Source organism: Klebsiella sp. GN_Kp190 (assembly GCF_040061795.1).
Classification (GTDB): Bacteria; Pseudomonadota; Gammaproteobacteria; order Enterobacterales; family Enterobacteriaceae; genus Klebsiella; species Klebsiella michiganensis.
Map to the genome: position 1 here is coordinate 31,884 of NZ_JBEAFN010000075.1, position 18,968 is coordinate 50,851.

14 protein-coding genes and 1 pseudogene are annotated in these 18,968 nt (G+C 57.3%); 13 read left to right on the top strand and 2 right to left on the bottom strand.

The window, feature by feature from the left end:
* The first annotated feature begins 44 nt into the window (after nucleotides 1-44).
* From msbA to ABLU67_RS27530, 6 genes are all read left to right on the top strand, one after another.
* Entirely contained in the window at nucleotides 45-1,793 is a 1,749-nt protein-coding gene (gene msbA, locus ABLU67_RS27505) for a lipid A ABC transporter ATP-binding protein/permease MsbA (protein ID WP_004849478.1), read from the top strand.
* Entirely contained in the window at nucleotides 1,790-2,770 is a 981-nt protein-coding gene (gene lpxK, locus ABLU67_RS27510) for a tetraacyldisaccharide 4'-kinase (RefSeq protein ID WP_025107505.1), read from the top strand. The genes msbA and lpxK overlap by 4 nt, the downstream gene beginning before the upstream one ends.
* Nucleotides 2,771-2,815: 45 nt before the next feature.
* Entirely contained in the window at nucleotides 2,816-4,045 is a 1,230-nt protein-coding gene (locus ABLU67_RS27515; RefSeq protein ID WP_187228818.1) for a winged helix-turn-helix domain-containing protein, read from the top strand.
* Nucleotides 4,046-4,097: 52 nt separating this feature from the next.
* Nucleotides 4,098-4,280 (top strand): protein YcaR, encoded by a 183-nt coding sequence (ycaR, locus tag ABLU67_RS27520; RefSeq protein ID WP_004130952.1) that lies wholly within the window; start codon nucleotides 4,098-4,100, stop codon nucleotides 4,278-4,280.
* Nucleotides 4,277-5,023 carry a 3-deoxy-manno-octulosonate cytidylyltransferase gene (gene kdsB / locus ABLU67_RS27525; protein ID WP_200913738.1) on the top strand — a complete coding sequence of 249 codons (747 nt, stop codon included), beginning with the start codon at nucleotides 4,277-4,279 and terminating at the stop codon, nucleotides 5,021-5,023. Before ycaR ends, kdsB begins: the two co-directional genes overlap by 4 nt.
* A gap of 141 nt (nucleotides 5,024-5,164) precedes the next feature.
* Entirely contained in the window at nucleotides 5,165-6,058 is an 894-nt protein-coding gene (locus ABLU67_RS27530; protein WP_014228646.1) for a YcbJ family phosphotransferase, read from the top strand.
* Here the strand turns inward: ABLU67_RS27530 and elyC are convergent.
* Nucleotides 6,035-6,814: an envelope biogenesis factor ElyC gene (gene elyC / locus ABLU67_RS27535; RefSeq protein WP_032748912.1), complete on the bottom strand. Its 780-nt coding sequence runs from the start codon at nucleotides 6,812-6,814 to the stop codon at nucleotides 6,035-6,037. The two genes, ABLU67_RS27530 and elyC, sit on opposite strands and share 24 nt — an antisense overlap.
* 121 nt (nucleotides 6,815-6,935) lie before the next feature.
* Here elyC and cmoM point away from each other — a divergent pair.
* The 7 genes and pseudogenes from cmoM to ABLU67_RS27570 all read left to right on the top strand — a co-directional run bounded on the left by cmoM (nucleotide 6,936) and on the right by ABLU67_RS27570 (nucleotide 17,664).
* Nucleotides 6,936-7,722: pseudogene (gene cmoM / locus ABLU67_RS27540) on the top strand (tRNA uridine 5-oxyacetic acid(34) methyltransferase CmoM).
* On the top strand, nucleotides 7,719-9,041 hold the full coding sequence (gene mukF / locus ABLU67_RS27545; protein WP_014228648.1) for a chromosome partition protein MukF: 1,323 nt from the start codon (nucleotides 7,719-7,721) through the stop codon (nucleotides 9,039-9,041). The pseudogene cmoM and the gene mukF overlap by 4 nt, the downstream one beginning before the upstream one ends.
* Nucleotides 9,022-9,726, top strand: coding sequence for a chromosome partition protein MukE (gene mukE, locus ABLU67_RS27550; RefSeq protein WP_004100725.1), 705 nt, complete (start codon nucleotides 9,022-9,024; stop codon nucleotides 9,724-9,726). The genes mukF and mukE overlap by 20 nt, the downstream gene beginning before the upstream one ends.
* Entirely contained in the window at nucleotides 9,726-14,174 is a 4,449-nt protein-coding gene (mukB, locus tag ABLU67_RS27555; protein WP_048261061.1) for a chromosome partition protein MukB, read from the top strand. Before mukE ends, mukB begins: the two co-directional genes overlap by 1 nt.
* A 183-nt stretch (nucleotides 14,175-14,357) precedes the next feature.
* Entirely contained in the window at nucleotides 14,358-16,151 is a 1,794-nt protein-coding gene (gene ldtD / locus ABLU67_RS27560) for a L,D-transpeptidase (RefSeq protein ID WP_200913736.1), read from the top strand.
* A gap of 300 nt (nucleotides 16,152-16,451) precedes the next feature.
* Nucleotides 16,452-17,003: a YcbK family protein gene (locus ABLU67_RS27565; RefSeq protein WP_004130967.1), complete on the top strand. Its 552-nt coding sequence runs from the start codon at nucleotides 16,452-16,454 to the stop codon at nucleotides 17,001-17,003.
* 13 nt (nucleotides 17,004-17,016) lie between these two features.
* Nucleotides 17,017-17,664, top strand: coding sequence for an MBL fold metallo-hydrolase (locus ABLU67_RS27570; protein ID WP_196545791.1), 648 nt, complete (start codon nucleotides 17,017-17,019; stop codon nucleotides 17,662-17,664).
* Nucleotides 17,665-17,723: 59 nt separating this feature from the next.
* On the opposite strand, the gene ABLU67_RS27575 is transcribed toward ABLU67_RS27570, so the two are convergent.
* A complete protein-coding gene (locus ABLU67_RS27575) occupies nucleotides 17,724-18,914 on the bottom strand; it encodes an amino acid aminotransferase (RefSeq protein ID WP_009653304.1) in 1,191 nt (396 codons plus the stop codon).
* Nucleotides 18,915-18,968: the final 54 nt, after the last annotated feature.

Genomic DNA, 18,968 nt, shown 5'->3' on the forward strand with positions numbered 1-18,968 from the left:
ACGGGTAGAATATGCGGCTATTTCAACACAAGCTGGTTTATTGAATGCAGAACGATAAAGATCTCTCCACGTGGCAGACCTTCCGCCGACTCTGGCCGATTATAGCGCCGTTTAAACCCGGGCTAATCGTGGCAGCGGTAGCGTTAGTGCTTAACGCGGCTAGTGATACCTTCATGCTATCGCTTCTTAAACCGTTATTGGATGATGGTTTTGGTAAAACGGATCGCTCGGTGCTGATATGGATGCCGCTGGTGGTGATCGGGTTGATGGTTCTGCGCGGCATTACCAGCTACGTTTCGAGCTACTGTATCTCCTGGGTTTCCGGCAAGGTCGTGATGACGATGCGCCGTCGTTTATTCAGCCACATGATGGGGATGCCGGTTGCCTTCTTTGACAAACAGTCCACAGGGACGCTGCTATCGCGTATTACCTATGATTCCGAGCAGGTCGCGTCTTCTTCCTCCAGCGCGCTGATTACCGTTGTGCGCGAAGGCGCGTCGATTATTGGCCTCTTCGCGATGATGTTTTATTACAGCTGGCAGCTGTCATTGATTCTGATCGTGCTGGCGCCGATCGTGTCTATTGCGATTCGCGTGGTCTCGAAGCGTTTTCGTAATATCAGCAAGAATATGCAGAACACCATGGGCCAGGTGACGACCAGCGCAGAGCAGATGCTGAAAGGGCATAAAGAAGTGCTGATGTTTGGCGGTCAGGCCGTCGAAACCAAACGTTTTGATAAAGTCAGCAATAAAATGCGCCTGCAGGGGATGAAAATGGTCTCTGCGTCGTCAATTTCTGACCCGATTATTCAGCTGATCGCCTCTCTGGCCCTGGCTTTCGTGCTTTATGCTGCCAGCTTCCCGAGCGTAATGGAGACGCTGACGGCGGGTACCATCACCGTTGTCTTCTCTTCAATGATCGCCCTGATGCGCCCGCTGAAATCACTGACTAACGTCAACGCGCAGTTCCAGCGCGGGATGGCCGCTTGCCAGACGCTTTTCGCTATCCTTGACTCCGAGCAGGAGAAAGATGAAGGCACGCGGGTTATCGAACGCGCGAAGGGCAACCTCGAATTTAAAAACGTCACCTTCAGATACCCGGGACGTGAAGTCGCCGCGCTGCGCAATATAGACCTGAATATTCCGGAAGGGAAAACCGTGGCGCTGGTAGGGCGCTCGGGTTCGGGTAAGTCGACCATCGCCAGCCTGATTACGCGGTTCTACGATGTCGATGATGGGCAGATCTTACTTGACGGCCACGATCTGCGTGAATACACCCTGAGCTCCCTGCGCGATCAGGTTGCGCTGGTGTCGCAAAACGTTCATCTCTTTAACGATACCGTAGCGAATAACATCGCCTACGCGCGTACCGAAGAGTACAGCCGCGAGCAGATAGAAGAAGCCGCTCGTATGGCTTATGCCATGGACTTTATCAACAAAATGGACAATGGCCTGGATACGATTATCGGGGAAAACGGCGTTATGCTTTCCGGCGGTCAGCGCCAGCGTATCGCTATCGCTCGCGCCCTGCTGCGTAACAGCCCGATACTGATCCTCGACGAAGCCACGTCGGCGCTGGATACCGAATCGGAACGCGCTATTCAGGCGGCGCTGGACGAACTGCAGAAAAACCGCACCTCGCTGGTGATTGCCCACCGTCTGTCGACGATTGAGCAGGCCGACGAGATCGTGGTGGTGGAAGATGGCCAGATCGTTGAACGCGGCAGCCATACCGACCTGCTTGAGCACAAGGGCGTTTACGCCCAGCTGCATAAGATGCAGTTCGGCGCATGATTGCACGCATCTGGTCCGGTGAGTCGCCCTTATGGCGGCTGCTGCTTCCGCTCTCCTGGCTCTATGGCCTGGTGAGCGGGTTGATACGGCTGAGCTATAAACTCGGTTGGCAAAAAGCCTGGCGAGCGCCGGTGCCGGTGGTGGTGGTGGGTAATCTGACCGCGGGCGGTAATGGTAAAACGCCGGTTGTCGTCTGGCTGGTGGAACAGCTCCAGCAGCGCGGTATTCGCGTTGGCGTCGTTTCACGCGGCTACGGCGGTAAAGCGGTGAGCTATCCGCTGCTGCTGAATACGGCTACCCCCACAGCGGAAGCGGGCGATGAGCCGGTGCTGATTTACCAGCGTACCGGCGCGCCGGTTGCCGTCTCGCCGGTACGCAGCGATGCGGTACAGGCCCTGCTCGCCGCCCACGATCTTCAGCTTATCGTCACAGATGATGGCCTGCAGCACTATAAGCTGGCGCGCGACAAAGAAATTGTGGTGATTGACGGCGTGCGCCGTTTTGGCAACGGCTGGTGGCTGCCTGCCGGCCCCATGCGCGAGCGCGCTTCGCGTTTACGCAGCGTGGATGCGGTTATCGTTAACGGCGGTCTCGCCCGTCCGGGAGAGATCCCGATGCAGCTTCGCCCCGGGCAGGCGGTAAATCTGCTGACCGGCGAACGCCGGGATGCGGCGGCGTTGGACAACGTGGTGGCGATGGCCGGAATCGGCCACCCGCCGCGCTTCTTCGCCACCCTTGAAAGCTGCGGCGTCAGTCCGGTAAAAACCGTCGCCTTAGCCGATCATCAGGCATTGGCGCAGAGCGCAGTCGCCGCGCTGGCGACGCCGCAGCAAACCCTGCTGATGACCGAAAAAGATGCGGTGAAGTGCCGCGAATTTGCTCAGGCAAACTGGTGGTATCTTCCGGTCGACGCGATAATGACTGACCAACGCGCGCAGCGGTTGCTCACGGACTTAGTTACCCTGGCGCAACGCTAATCGTCGTATCACCGCTTGCGCCGGAACCCTTAACGGAGAAGCTGCATGCCGGTATTGTCCCTCTCGCTTAAAGAAGCCCGCCATCTTCACCTTGCCGCTCAGGGGCTGCTAAAAAAGCCCCGTCGCCGCGCAAAGCCCGGGGATATTCTGCAAACCATTAAGCAGATGTCCCTGCTGCAAATCGATACCATCAACGTTGTTGCGCGCAGTCCTTATCTGGTGCTGTTCAGCCGCCTCGGCCACTATCCGCAGCGCTGGCTGGACGAGGCGCTCCGCGCCGGCGAGCTGATGGAGTACTGGGCGCACGAAGCCTGCTTTTTACCGCGCAGCGACTTTTCACTGGTGCGTCACCGCATGCTGACGCCGGATAAAATGGGCTGGAAATATCACAAAGCGTGGATGACCGAACACGCCGAGGGCATTCAGGCGCTGTTGGCGCATATAGCCGAAAATGGCCCGGTTCGCTCGGCCGACTTCGAGCATCCGCGCAAAGGCGCCAGCGGATGGTGGGAGTGGAAACCGCATAAGCGCCATCTTGAAGGCTTATTCACCGCCGGTGAAGTGATGGTTATCGAGCGGCGTAATTTTCAGCGCGTTTACGATCTGACGCAGCGGGTCATGCCGGACTGGGACGATGAGCGCGACGGGCTCTCTCAGGAGCAGGCTGAAGCCATGATGTTACGTAATAGTGCTCGCAGCCTGGGGGTTTTTCGCGCGCAGTGGCTGGCGGATTATTATCGTCTGCGTCAGCCCCCGCTGCCGCTACTGCTGGCGAGCTGGCAGGAGGAGGGGCTGGTGGTGCCGGTTAACGTTGAAGCGCTGGGCGAAATGTGGCTCCACCGTGATGCTCTGGCGCTGCTGGAATCTTCTCCCGGCGGTAGGCTCGCCGCCAGCCGCAGCGCGGTGCTTTCGCCTTTCGATCCGGTAGTCTGGGATCGCAAACGAGCGGAACAGCTTTTTAACTTTACCTATCGCCTGGAGTGCTACACGCCCGCGCCGAAACGGCAGTATGGCTATTTCGTATTACCGCTGCTGCACCAGGGGAGACTGGTTGGCAGAATGGATAGCAAAATGCACCGCAAAACCGGCGTTCTGGAAATTATCGCCCTGTGGCTGGAGGAGGGCGTCAAGGTGACGTCGGGTCTGGAGAGCGGGCTAAAACGCGCCATTGATGATTTTGCCCTCTGGCAGGGCGCCACGCGGGTGAGCTGCGGGAAGCTGCCGGCGGAACTTTTTACCGGGCGGCAACAGGGTTGGGAAATTGACGCTGCCTGAGTCCACGTGTGATATGCTGCTGAAGAATCTATTCGGTCCATCTGGAGGAATCATGGATCACCGTTTACTTGAAATTATCGCCTGTCCGGTTTGTAACGGTAAGCTGTATTACAGCCAGGATAAGCAAGAACTGATCTGCAAACTTGATCGCCTGGCTTTTCCGCTGCGTGAAGGCATTCCCGTACTACTGGAAACCGAAGCCCGCCCGCTTCCTGTAGAAGAGAGCCAGTCATGAGTTTCGTGGTTATTATCCCCGCGCGCTTTGCTTCTACCCGCCTGCCAGGGAAACCGCTCCAGGATATCAACGGCAAGCCGATGATTGTCCATGTTCTGGAACGCGCTCGCGAATCCGGGGCCGAGCGGATTATCGTTGCTACCGACCATCCAGACGTGGCCCGCGCGGTGGAAGCCGCCGGCGGTGAAGTCTGCATGACCCGTGAAGATCATCAGTCTGGTACCGAACGCCTGGCCGAGGTGGTTGAAAAATGCGCCTTCAGCGATGACACCATCATTGTGAATATTCAGGGCGATGAGCCGATGATCCCGCCCGCGATCGTGCGCCAGGTAGCCGAGAATCTGGCTGCCAGCACCAGTGGTATGGCAACCTTAGCGGTGCCAATCCACAATGCGGAAGAGGCGTTTAATCCAAATGCGGTGAAGGTCGTCATGGATGCTGAGGGCTACGCGCTCTATTTTTCCCGCGCCACCATTCCGTGGGATCGCGATCGTTTCGCTAAATCCCGCGAGGCTATCGGTGATTCGCTGCTGCGTCATATCGGTATTTATGGCTATCGCGCCGGTTTTATTCGTCGCTATGTGAGCTGGGCGCCGAGCCCGCTGGAGCAAATAGAGATGCTCGAGCAGCTGCGCGTGCTGTGGTATGGCGAGAAAATCCATGTCGCGGTGGCGGAAGTGGTTCCCGGTACAGGTGTCGATACGCCGGAAGATCTGGAGCGCGTTCGCGCGGAGCTGCGTTAATCCCCCCATCCCCTCCGCCAGGAGGGGATATCCCCAGGCTGTTATTCCATACTTTTTTACGTCAATTTTGATCTCACCCGATGACAACCCCGGCCCAGGCGCTCATTATGAAACCGGTAGTATTCATAGGGGTAATCAGAAATGGAACAGTTGCGTACCGAGCTGAGCCACCTGCTGGGTGAAAAACTAAGCCGCGTGGAGTGCGTCAGCGAGAAACCGTCGTCGGCGCTGTGGTCGCTATATGATGCGCAGGGAAACCCAATGCCGCTGCTGGCGCGCAGCTTTACGACGCCGGGCGTGGCGCGTCAGCTGGCGTGGAAGATATCAACCCTGGCGCGAAGCGGCACCGTCCGTATGCCGGTTGTCTACGGCGTGATGACGCACGACGAGCATCCGGGTCCCGATGTACTGCTGATTGAACGACTGCGCGGCGTCTCGGTTGAAGCCCCCGCCCGCACGCCGGAGCGCTGGGAGCAGCTGCAGGAGCAGATCGTGGAAGCGCTGCTGGCCTGGCATCGTCAGGATAGCGGCGGCTGCGTCGGGATGGTCGATAGCACTCAGGAAAATCTCTGGCCCTACTGGTACCGCCAGCGCGTGGAGGTGCTATGGAGTACGCTGAATCTTTATCAGGATACCGGCCTGACGATGCAGGACAAACGCATCCTGTTCCGCACGCGCGAATGCCTTATGGATTTGTTTAAAGGTTTCAATGATAACTGCGTGCTGGTACACGGTAGCTTCACGCTGCGCAGCATGCTTAAAGATCCGCGCAGCGATCAGCTGCTGGCGATGGTGGGGCCGGGCATGATGCTCTGGGCGCCGCGGGAATACGAGCTTTTCCGTCTGGCCGAGAGCGGTCAGGAAGAGGAGCTGCTGTGGCACTATCTGCGCCGGGCGCCGGTGGCGGAAGCGTTTCTCTGGCGGCGCTGGCTGTATCTGCTGTGGGACGAAGTGGATAATCTGGTGAATACCGGACGCTTTGACCGCGTCCGGTTTGACCTGGCGGCAAAATCAATCCTGCCCTGGCTCGCCTGAAGAACCTTTTAGCCACTGCCAGATGCGGCCTAACGTTTCGTAACCCACCCGATCGCTATGCATGAGCCAGACGGGCGAGGGAATAGCCCGCTCCCACGGGTTAAGCGGTGACTCAATCGCCAGCTGGTTGGCCGGCGCGGGCAGGGGAGTTAGCCCGGCGCGGCGAAAGAAAATCATCGCCCGCGGCAGATGAGAGGCGGAGGTGACCAGCAGGAACGGCGCATCGCCTATCGCCATCTTCACCGCAGCGGCTTCCTCTTCGGTATCTTTGGGTTTATCCAGGACAAGGATTTCGCTGCGCGGTATGCCCAGGCTCTCTGCCACTCTGGCCCCGGCTTCTGCCGTACTGACCGGATTTGTTTTTGCCGCTGCGCCGGTAAAGATGAGTTTCGAGCCCGGATTTTCATACCACAGGCGGATCCCCTCCGTCAGCCGCGGCAGGCTATTATTGATGAGATTGGAACTGGGCGCCCAGTCCGGGTTCCAGGTGTAGCCTCCGCCAAGCACGACCACGTACTGCACGCGCTTTTCACCTCGCCACGTCGGGTACTTATCTTCAATTGGCTTGAGCAGGCTATCGGCGACCGGTTGCAGGCTCAACAGCAGCAACAGCAGCCAGCCGAGGCTGACGCAGAGCTTGCCGGTACGCTGGAAACGGCTAAACCACAGCAGGGCTATGCCGAACGCAATGAGCAGCAGCAGCAGGGGAAGCGGCAGCATCATACCGCCTAAAACCTTTTTCAGCGTAAAAAGCATGCCGTACGGTTCCTTTTTTAACCATATAACCAAAGATATGCCCGGATCTTACAACAGATCGCTTCATTCTCCGCGCGGGTATGACAAAATAGCGGCTTTGTGTTGGCGTGTGGAGTCACCCGTGCAGGATCGTAATTTCGATGATATTGCTGAAAAGTTTTCGCGCAATATATACGGCACCACCAAAGGCCAGCTGCGGCAGGCGATCCTCTGGCAGGATCTGCAACCGCTGCTGGACCGGCTGGGGCCTGGGCCATTGCGAGTTCTTGACGCGGGCGGCGGCGAAGGGCAGACGGCGATCAAAGTGGCGGAAATGGGGCATCACGTCACGTTATGCGATCTCTCTGGTGAAATGGTGGCTCGTGCCCGGCAGGCGGCTGCCGATAAAGGTGTGATCGACAACATGCATTTTGTACAATGCGCGGCTCAGGATATTGAGCAGCATTTGGAAAGTCCGGTCGATCTGATACTGTTTCATGCGGTGCTGGAGTGGATAGCCGAACCACAGGCGATGTTGCGTACCCTGTGGTCGATGCTGCGCCCCGGCGGCGCGTTGTCGCTGATGTTCTACAATGCTAACGGTCTGTTGATGCACAATATGGTCGCCGGAAATCTCGACTATGTGCAAATCGGCATGCCGAAAAAGAAAAAACGCACGCTGTCGCCGGACTATCCGCGCGATCCGCAGCAGGTTTACGGCTGGCTGGAAGAGATTGGCTGGCAGATTACCGGCAAGACCGGCGTGCGGGTGTTTCATGATTATCTGCGTGAAAAACACCAACAGCACGATAAATTTGCGGCGCTGCTGGAGCTGGAAACGCGCTACTGTCGCCAGGAGCCGTATATTAGCTTAGGCCGTTATATTCACGTCACCGCGCTTAAGCCGCAGATGCAAGGATAAACTATGAGTGAATTTTCCCAGACAGTCCCCGAACTGGTTGCCTGGGCCAGGAAAAATGATTTTTCTATTTCGCTGCCGGTCGACAGACTCTCTTTTCTGCTGGCGATTGCCACGCTGAACGGCGAGCGGATGGAAGGGGAAATGACCGAGGGAGAACTGGTGGATGCGTTCCGCCACGTGAGTGATGCGTTTGAGCAGACCAGCGAAACCATCAGCCAGCGCGCCAATAATGCCATTAACGATATGGTGCGCCAGCGTCTGCTGAACCGCTTTACCAGCGAAATCACCGAGGGTAACGCTATTTATCGCCTGACGCCGCTGGGCATTGGGATCACCGACTACTATATTCGCCAGCGCGAGTTCTCCACCCTGCGACTGTCGATGCAGCTCTCCATCGTTGCCAGCGAACTCAAGCGCGCCGCCGACTCGGCAGAAGAGGGCGGCGATGAGTTCCACTGGCATCGTAACGTTTTCGCTCCGCTGAAGTACTCGGTAGCGGAAATCTTTGACAGCATTGACCTGACTCAGCGAATCATGGATGAGCAGCAGCAGCTGGTGAAAGATGATATTGCCCAGCTGCTGAACAAAGACTGGCGGGCGGCGATCTCCAGCTGCGAGCTGCTGCTGTCGGAAACGTCCGGCACCCTGCGGGAACTGCAGGATACCCTGGACGCGGCGGGCGATAAGCTGCAGGCAAACCTGCTGCGTATCCAGGATTCGACCATGGCGCGCGACGATCTGAATTTTATCGATCGTCTGGTGTTCGATCTGCAAAGCAAGCTGGACCGTATCGTCAGCTGGGGGCAGCAGGCGATTGACCTGTGGATCGGCTACGATCGCCACGTGCATAAATTTATCCGTACCGCCATTGATATGGATAAAAACCGCGTCTTCGCACAGCGTTTGCGTCAGTCGGTGCAAACCTACTTCGACGCCCCCTGGGCGCTCACCCATGCGAATGCCGATCGTCTGCTTGATATGCGCGATGAAGAGATGGCGCTGCATGATGAAGAGGTTACCGGGGAACTTCCAACGGATCTGGAGTACGAAGAGTTTAACGAAATTCGCGAACAGCTGGCGGCGCTGATTGAAGGACAGCTGGTGGTCTATAAAGAGAAGGGACTGCCGCTGGATCTTGGCCTGGTGGTACGCGAATATCTGTCGCAGTATCCGCGCGCGCGCCACTTTGACGTCGCGCGTATTGTGGTCGACCAGGCGGTACGTTTGGGCGTAGCGCAAGCAGATTTCACCGGACTGCCGGCAAAATGGCAGCCGATTAATGATTACGGAGCCAAGGTACAGGCGCATGTCATCGACAAATATTGAACAAGTGATGCCGGTTAAACTGGCGCAAGCGTTGGCTAATCCGTTATTTCCGGCGCTGGATAGCGCCCTGCGCGCGGGCCGTCATATCGGCCTTGACGAGCTGGATAATCACGCATTTTTAATGGATTTTCAGGATTACCTGGAAGAGTTTTATGCTCGCTACAACGTCGAGCTGATTCGCGCGCCGGAGGGTTTTTTCTATCTGCGCCCGCGGTCGACCACGCTGATCCCGCGCTCGGTGCTCTCCGAGCTGGATATGATGGTGGGTAAAATTCTCTGCTATCTCTACCTCAGCCCGGAGCGTCTGGCCAACGAGGGCATCTTCACTCAGCAGGAGCTTTACGACGAGCTGCTGACCCTCGCAGACGAAGCCAAGCTGCTCAAGCTGGTCAATAACCGTTCTACCGGGTCCGACCTTGACCGCCAGAAGCTGCAGGAAAAAATGCGCGCTTCGCTCAACCGCCTGCGCCGCCTCGGCATGGTGTGGTTTATGGGCCATGACAGCAGCAAATTCCGCATTACCGAATCGGTGTTTCGCTTCGGCGCCGACGTGCGCGCCGGTGACGATCCGCGCGAAGCCCAGCTGCGTATGATCCGCGACGGTGAAGCGATGGCGCTGGAAAATCGCCTGCAGCTTAATGATGAGAATGAAGAGAATCAGCCGGATAGCGGGGAGGAAGAGTAATGATTGAACGCGGTAAGTTTCGCTCGCTGACGCTGGTTAACTGGAACGGTTTTTTTGCCCGTACTTTTGATCTCGATGAATTAGTGACCACGCTTTCCGGTGGTAACGGTGCCGGTAAATCCACGACCATGGCCGCCTTCGTCACCGCACTGATCCCGGACCTGACGCTGCTGCACTTTCGTAACACTACGGAAGCGGGGGCGACCAGCGGCTCGCGCGATAAAGGCCTGCACGGTAAGCTGCGCGCTGGCGTCTGCTACTCCGTGCTGGACGTGATCAACTCCCGCCACCAGCGCGTGGTGGTCGGCGTTCGTCTACAGCAGGTCGCCGGTCGCGATCGTAAAGTCGATATCAAGCCTTTTGCGATCCAGGGCCTGCCAACCTCCATCCAGCCAACTCAGCTGCTGACCGAAACCCTTAACGAACGCCAGGCGCGCGTGGTGACGCTCAACGAGCTGAAAGATAAGCTCGAAGCGATGGAAGGGGTGCAGTTCAAGCAGTTTAACTCTATTACCGAGTATCACTCGCTGATGTTCGACCTGGGCGTGGTGGCTCGCCGCCTGCGTTCGGCTTCGGACCGTAGCAAATACTATCGCCTGATCGAAGCCTCGCTGTACGGCGGTATTTCGAGCACCATTACCCGCTCGCTGCGCGACTACCTGTTGCCGGAAAACGGCGGCGTGCGTAAGGCGTTCCAGGATATGGAAGCGGCGCTGCGTGAAAACCGCATGACGCTGGAAGCTATCCGCGTGACGCAGTCGGACCGCGATCTGTTCAAGCATCTGATCAGCGAAGCCACCAACTACGTTGCCGCCGACTATATGCGTCACGCTAACGAGCGACGCATTCATCTCGACAAGGCGCTGGAGTATCGTCGCGATCTGTTCACCTCCCGCGCTCAGCTCGCGGCGGAACAGTATAAGCACGTCGATATGGCCCGCGAGCTGCAGGAACATAACGGCGCGGAAGGCGATCTGGAAGCCGATTATCAGGCCGCCAGCGACCATCTGAACCTGGTGCAGACCGCTCTGCGCCAGCAGGAAAAAATCGAGCGCTATGAAGCGGATCTTGATGAACTGCAGATTCGCCTCGAAGAGCAAAATGAAGTTGTCGCGGAAGCGGTTGACCAGCAGGAAGAGAACGAAGCCCGCGCCGAAGCCGCCGAGCTGGAAGTGGATGAGCTGAAAAACCAGCTTGCCGACTACCAGCAGGCGCTGGACGTGCAGCAGACTCGCGCGATTCAGTACACCCAGGCGCTGCAGGCGCTGGAGCGGGCAAAAGCCCTCTGCCATCTGCCGGATTTAACGCCGGAGAGCGCCGACGAGTGGCTGGAAACTTTCCAGGCGAAAGAGCAGGAAGCGACGGAGAAAATGCTGTCGCTGGAACAGAAGATGAGCGTGGCGCAAACCGCGCACAGCCAGTTTGAACAGGCTTACCAGCTGGTGGTGGAGATCAACGGCCCGCTGGCGCGTAATGAAGCCTGGAGCGTGGCGCGCGAGCTGCTGCGCGAAGGCGTTAATCAACGTCATCAGGCCGAACAGGCGCACGGGCTGCGCAGTCGTCTGACGGAGCTTGAACAGCGTCTGCGTGAACAGCAGGATGCCGAACGCCAGCTCAATGAGTTCTGTAAGCGCCAGGGCAAACGCTACGATATCGACGAGCTGGAAGCCCTGCACCAGGAGCTGGAAGCCCGCATCGCATCCCTTTCCGACAGCGTTTCCACCGCCAGCGAACGGCGGATGACCCTGCGTCAGGAGCTGGAACAGCTGCAGTCGCGGACGCAAACGCTGATGCGCCGCGCGCCCATCTGGCTGGCGGCGCAGAACAGCCTCAATCAGCTGTGCGAGCAGAGCGGCGAGCAGTTTGAGTCAAGCCAGGACGTCACCGAATATCTCCAGCAGCTGCTGGAGCGTGAACGCGAAGCTATCGTGGAGCGCGATGAAGTCGGGGCCCGCAAGCGCGCTATCGACGATGAAATTGAGCGTCTTAGCCAGCCGGGCGGTTCGGAAGATCAGCGCCTGAACGCGCTGGCGGAACGTTTTGGCGGCGTACTGCTGTCGGAAATCTACGATGACGTGAGCCTCGATGATGCGCCGTATTACTCCGCGCTCTACGGTCCTTCCCGCCACGCCATTGTGGTACCCGATCTGTCGCTGATTGCCGATCAGCTGGAAGGTCTCGAAGATTGTCCCGAAGATCTCTACCTGATCGAGGGCGATCCGCAGTCGTTCGATGACAGCGTATTCAGCGTCGATGAGCTGGAAAAGGCGGTGGTCGTTAAGATTGCCGATCGTCAGTGGCGCTATTCACGCTTCCCGACGCTGCCGCTGTTTGGCCGCGCCGCGCGTGAAAGCCGCGTTGAAACGCTGCACGCCGAGCGCGAAAGCCTGTCCGAGCGCTTTGCGACCCTGTCGTTTGATGTGCAGAAAACCCAGCGCCTCCATCAGGCGTTCAGCCGCTTTATCGGTAACCATCTTGCGGTAGCCTTTGAGGACGACCCGGAAGAAGAAATCCGTAAACTGAATACGCGTCGCGGCGAACTGGAGCGGGCGCTGACCGCCCATGAGAGCGATAACCAGCAGAACCGGGTGCAGTATGAGCAGGCAAAAGAGGGCGTATCCGCACTCAACCGCCTGCTGCCGCGTCTGAATTTGCTGGCCGATGACTCGCTGGCCGATCGCGTGGATGAGATCCAGGAACGCCTTGACGAAGCGCAGGAAGCCGCGCGCTTCGTCCAGCAGCATGGGAATCAGCTGGCAAAACTGGAGCCGATCGTTTCCGTGCTTCAAAGCGACCCGGAGCAGTTTGAACAGCTGAAAGAAGATTACGCATATTCGCAGCAGACTCAGCGCGACGCGCGTCAGCAGGCATTTGCGCTGACCGAAGTGGTGCAGCGTCGCGCCCACTTTAGCTACTCCGATTCCGCAGAGATGCTGAGCGGTAATAGCGATCTGAACGAGAAGCTGCGCCAGCGTCTGGAGCAGGCTGAGGCGGAGCGCGCCCGTACTCGCGAAGCGCTGCGTACCCACGCCGCGCAGCTCAACCAGTACAACCAGGTGCTGGCATCGCTGAAAAGCTCCTACGACACCAAGAAAGAGCTGCTCAACGACCTGCATAAAGAGCTTCAGGACATTGGCGTGCGCGCCGACGCCGGCGCCGAAGAGCGCGCTCGTCTGCGCCGCGATGAGCTTCATGCTCAGCTCAGCAACAACCGCGCGCGGCGGAACCAGCTCGAAAAAGCATTGACCTTCTGCGAAGCGGAAATGGATAACCTGACCCGCAGGCTGCGCAAGCTGGAGCGCGATTACTGCGAAATGCGCGAACAGGTGGTCAGCGCTAAAGCCGGCTGGTGTGCGGTCATGCGCCTGGTGAAAGACAACGGCGTGGAGCGTCGCCTGCATCGTCGCGAGCTGGCCTACCTTTCGGCAGATGAACTGCGCTCGATGTCGGATAAGGCGCTCGGCGCGCTGCGTCTGGCGGTCTCGGATAACGAACACCTGCGCGATGTACTGCGTATTTCTGAAGATCCGAAACGCCCGGAGCGTAAAATCCAGTTCTTTGTCGCCGTTTATCAGCATCTGCGCGAGCGTATTCGCCAGGATATCATCCGCACCGACGATCCGGTGGAAGCGATTGAGCAGATGGAGATCGAACTCAGCCGTCTGACGGAAGAGCTGACCAACCGCGAGCAGAAGCTGGCCATCAGCTCCCGCAGCGTGGCCAATATTATCCGCAAGACTATCCAGCGCGAGCAAAACCGTATTCGTATGCTCAACCAGGGGCTGCAGAGCGTCTCCTTCGGCCAGGTCAACAGCGTGCGTCTGAACGTCAACGTGCGGGAAACCCACTCGATGCTGCTGGACGTGCTGTCAGAACAGCATGAACAGCATCAGGACCTGTTTAACAGCAATCGTCTGACCTTCTCGGAAGCGCTGGCGAAGCTGTATCAGCGCCTCAATCCGCAGATTGATATGGGGCAGCGTACGCCGCAGACCATTGGTGAAGAGCTGCTGGACTACCGCAACTATCTGGAGATGGAAGTGGAAGTTAACCGTGGTTCCGACGGCTGGCTGCGCGCGGAATCCGGTGCGCTATCGACCGGTGAGGCTATCGGTACCGGGATGTCGATTCTGGTGATGGTAGTACAGAGCTGGGAAGATGAATCCATGCGCCTGCGCGGTAAGGACATTTCGCCGTGTCGTCTGCTGTTCCTTGATGAAGCGGCGCGTCTGGATGCTCGCTCTATCGCGACGCTGTTCGAGCTCTGCGATCGTCTGGAGATGCAGCTGATTATCGCGGCGCCGGAAAATATCAGCCCGGAAAAAGGTACCACCTATAAGCTGGTGCGTAAGGTCGTGAATAATCACGAGCACGTGCACGTCGTCGGGCTGCGTGGCTTCGCACCGCAGCTGCCCGAAACGCTGCCGGGAACGGCAAATGCTTCATAGGATGGTACAATAACCAGCCAAAGGGCGACGCGATGTCGCCCTTTTTGTTATCCGTTCCTGTACTTTAGGATTGTATAATCTTTTAACTTCTTTACATTTGGGAAGGCAAAAGCGTTTTCGTCTTCATATACTGAAAGTAAGCCCCATTTTAGCGGGCAGCAATGTGTTAACAGGGGGCAAGGGATGTTGCTAAAGAAACGGTATGGTCGTCAATTGTCTGCGCTCAGCCTGAGCCTGGCGTTTGCATTTGCTCCACTGTTCAATGTCCAGGCTGAAGAGCCTGAAGTGGTACCATCGGATAGCTCTGCCACCATCAGCGAGCTCTCTTCCGCGCTAAGCCAAAGCGCAAACCAATCCGCGGCGGTCGCTCAAATGGCCGGCGAGCAGGCGCTTTCTGCCGATGCGGCAGCGAAGAGCCGCGCCGGGATTCAGGCGGTACTGCCGTCCGGTTATCAACCCGTATTTATGAATCCGCTGGTATCGCTGTATGCGGCCAGGGATATGAAACCGATGTGGGATAACCGCGAGGCGGTGCAGGCGTTTCAACAACAGCTGGCTGAGGTCGCTATCGCCGGTTTTCAGCCGCAGTTCACCACCTGGGTTGAGCTGTTGACCGACCCGGCAGTGAACGGTCTGGCGCGGGATGTCGTTCTGTCTGACGCCATGATGGGCTATCTGCATTTTATTAGCGGTATTCCGACTCAGGGCAACCGCTGGCTGTATGGCACGAAACCGTATGCCATGTCGACGCCGCCTCTGTCGGTGATTAACCAGTGGCAGGTGGCGCTGGATAACGGTTCGCTGCCGCAGTTTATTTCGAGTCTGGCTCCGCAGCATCCGCAGTATGCCGCAATGCATCAGGCGCTATTAGCTCAGGTTGCCGATTCCCGTCCCTGGCCGCAGCTCACCGGTAAGACGTCGCTGCGCCCGGGGGAATGGAGCAACGATGCCGGCGCGCTGCGCGAAATTTTACAGCGCACCGGTATGCTGGATGACGCGGCAAAAATTTCGTTGCCCGGCGATGAGGTGGTGAGTCCGTCCGCCGGGAAAAAGGCCAAAAGCAGCGGCCGTGGCGTTTACGATCGCCAGTTAGTGGAGGGCGTTAAGCGCTTCCAGGCGTGGCAGGGACTGGGCGCAGACGGCGTGATTGGTCAGGCGACCCGCGACTGGCTCAACGTTTCTCCTGCGCAGCGCGCCGGCGTGCTGGCATTGAATATCCAGCGTTTGCGCCTGCTGCCGGGTAATCTGGCGACCGGAATTATGGTGAATATTCCCGCCTTTTCGCTGGTCTATTACCAGGACGGTAGCCAGGTGCTGGCATCGCGGGTTATCGTTGGCCGTCCGGACCGCAAAACCCCTATGATGAGCAGTGCGCTGAACAACGTTGTGGTCAACCCGCCGTGGAACGTTCCGCCGACGCTGGCGCGCAACGATATTCTGCCGAAGGTGCGCAATAACCCAGGCTATCTTGAGCAGCACGGCTATACGATGATGCGCGGCTGGAATAGCAAAGAGACTATCGACCCGTATCAGGTGGACTGGGAAACGATAACCGCATCGAATCTGCCGTTCCGCTTCCAGCAGGCTCCCGGCGCGCGCAATTCGCTGGGGCGCTATAAATTCAATATGCCAAGTTCAGATGCGATATATTTGCACGATACGCCCAATCACAATCTGTTCCAGCGTGATGGACGCGCGCTGAGCTCCGGGTGCGTGCGCGTGAATAAAGCCTCAGAACTGGCCAATATGCTGCTTCAGGATGCTGGCTGGAATGATGCACGTATTTCAGATGCGCTTAAACAGGGGAATACCCGCTACGTTAATATTCGCCAGAATATCCCGGTTAATCTCTATTATTTGACCGCGTTCGTCGGCGCTGATGGACGTACACAATATCGAACAGATATTTACAATTACGATCTCACCGCGCGATCCAGCGCACAAATTCTACCTAAAGCTGAACAATTAATCAGATAAATGAAGTAGTTCAACGGATTTGGTTGTCCTACCTCTGTGTGAAAACGGGCCTTGCACGCTGCAAGGCCCGAGTTTACTGGGGTTAGGCTACCTTGACGTTGGCAATAATGCCCGGTAAGGTGCCTTTCGTGCGCCAGAAGTGCATATACATATAATCCTGCAAAGGCGCTGTGGCAGTAAGCAGCCCGTTCTCCATAGCTGATATTTATTAGCCGTAGGGGAGCGAGCGCGTGCTGGCGGCTAACGGGCGCATTGCGGGAAAAGTATATTACGATTCATTTACCTGTAGACCTGATTATCATGGACAAATTTGACGCTAATCGCCGCAAACTGCTGGCGTTAGGTGGAGCGGCGCTCGGTGCTGCTGCCATTCTGCCTGCGCCGGCATTTGCCACCCTCTCGACCCCCCGACCGCGTATTTTGACGCTGAACAACCTGCATACCGGTGAATCACTCAAGGCGGAGTTTTTCGATGGCAGAGGCTATATTCAGGATGAATTAGCAAGACTTAATCATTTTTTCCGTGATTATCGCGCGAATAAGATTAAGTCCATCGATCCCGGTTTGTTCGATCAACTCTATCGTTTGCAGGGATTACTTGGTACCAACAAGCCTGTCCAGCTTATTTCCGGTTATCGTTCTGTTGATACCAATAATGAGCTTCGCGCGCGTAGCCGGGGTGTGGCAAAACACAGCTACCACACTAAAGGCCAGGCCATGGATTTTCATATTGAAGGCATTTCGTTAAGCAATGTTCGCAAAGCCGCGTTATCTATGCGCACAGGTGGTGTAGGATACTACCCACGTAGCAACTTTGTGCATATTGATACCGGGCCAGTACGGCACTGGTAACGAAAGGAGCCTCATGAACTATCGTATTATTCCGGTTACCGCGTTCGCGCAGAACTGTTCTTTAATCTGGTGTGAACAAACCAAACTGGCGGCGCTGGTCGATCCCGGCGGTGATGCTGAGCGAATCAAACAGGAAGTCGCGGCGGTAGGCGTTAGCCTGATGCAGATTCTGCTTACGCACGGTCATCTCGATCACGTTGGTGCGGCAGCGGAGCTGGCGCAACATTATGGCGTGCCGATTATTGGGCCGGAAAAAGAAGATGAGTTCTGGCTGGAAGGATTACCGGCGCAGAGCCGGATGTTCGGTCTGGAAGATTGCCAGCCGCTGCAGCCGGATCGCTGGCTGAACGAAGGCGATACGGTCAGCGTGGGGAATATTTCCCTGCAGGTGCTGCACTGCCCAGGCCATACGCCGGGGCACGTGGTCTTCTTCGATCCTGCTTCCCGACTGTTGATTTCTGGCGATGTGATTTTTAAAGGCGGAGTAGGGCGTAGCGACTTCCCTCGCGGCGACCATAGCCAACTGATCGATGCGATTAAGCGCAAGCTGTTGCCGCTGGGCGATGACGTGTCGTTTATTCCGGGTCATGGACCGATGTCGACCCTTGGCTATGAGCGTCTGCACAACCCATTCCTGCAGGATGAAATGCCGGTCTGGTGACCGAAGCCAGCATATAAAAAAGGCCGCAAATGCGGCCTTTTGTTTGCCCTGCCCTGAGATTACAGTACGGCAACAATCGCTTCGCACAGCGGCGCCATGTTGTCGGGCGTCATACCGGCGACGTTTATACGTCCGGACGCCACCGCGTAAATTCCGAACTCTTCGCGCAGACGCAGTACCTGCTCTTTGGTCAGGCCGCTGAACGAGAACATCCCGTTTTGCTGAATGATGAAAGAGAAATCGCGGCTGGCGCCTTTTTCCTGCAGGGTATTAACGAACAGCAGACGCATACGCTGGATGCGTTGACGCATGTCGGTCAACTCTTGCTCCCAGATGGCGCGCAGCGCGTCATTGCTGAGAATGGTCGCCACTACCGAGGCGCCGTGAGCGGGCGGATTTGAGTAGTTCGCGCGGATAACCGACTTCATCTGGCTGAAAGCGCGGTCTACCGCTTCCTGGTCAGCAGCGACCAGCGTACAGGCGCCCACGCGCTCGTTGTACAGGCCGAAGTTTTTCGAGTAGGAGCTGGCAACCAGCAGCTCTTTATGCAGCGCGGCGAAAGCGCGCAGGCCTTCAGCATCTTCTTCCAGGCCGCGGGCAAAGCCCTGGTAGGCAAAGTCAAACAGCGGCAGCCAGCCTTTCTCTACGGAGAGCTGCGCCAGCTGTTGCCACTGCTCCAGCGTCGGATCGATACCGGTTGGGTTATGGCAGCAGCCGTGGAACAGAACCACGTCGCCGGCCTGCGCTTCGTTCAGGCTGGCCAGCAGCCCGTCGAAGTCGAGTTTGTGATTAGCGGCATCGTAGTAGGTGTATTCGCGAACTTCCAGCCCGGCTGAATTGAACACGCTTTTATGGTTCGGCCAGCTGGGGTTGCTCACCCAAATACGTTTAACGTCGGTGTTCTTCGCCAGAAAATCGGCGGCAACGCGCAGGCCACCAGTACCGCCGGGCGTTTGCGCGGTGCGGGCGCGTTTATCATTGATAATTGCGCTTCCTTTCCCGAACAGAAGCTCCTGGGTGCAGCGGCCAAATTCCGGAATACCATCGATACCCAGATAATTTTTAGTGGTTTCATTTTCCAGCAGATACTGCTCTGCTTTTTTCACGCTAGTCAGGACCGGTGTTTTACCCGTTTCATCTTTATAAACACCAATTCCAAGATTAATTTTTGTTGGGCGGTCATCGGCACGAAACAGATCGGCCAGGCCCAGAATTGGGTCGGCAGGGGCGGCGGTAATGTTCTCAAACATGACGAGGTTCCATTGTGATTACTGAAGGGAAATCCGCTATCAGGTTAACGGGAG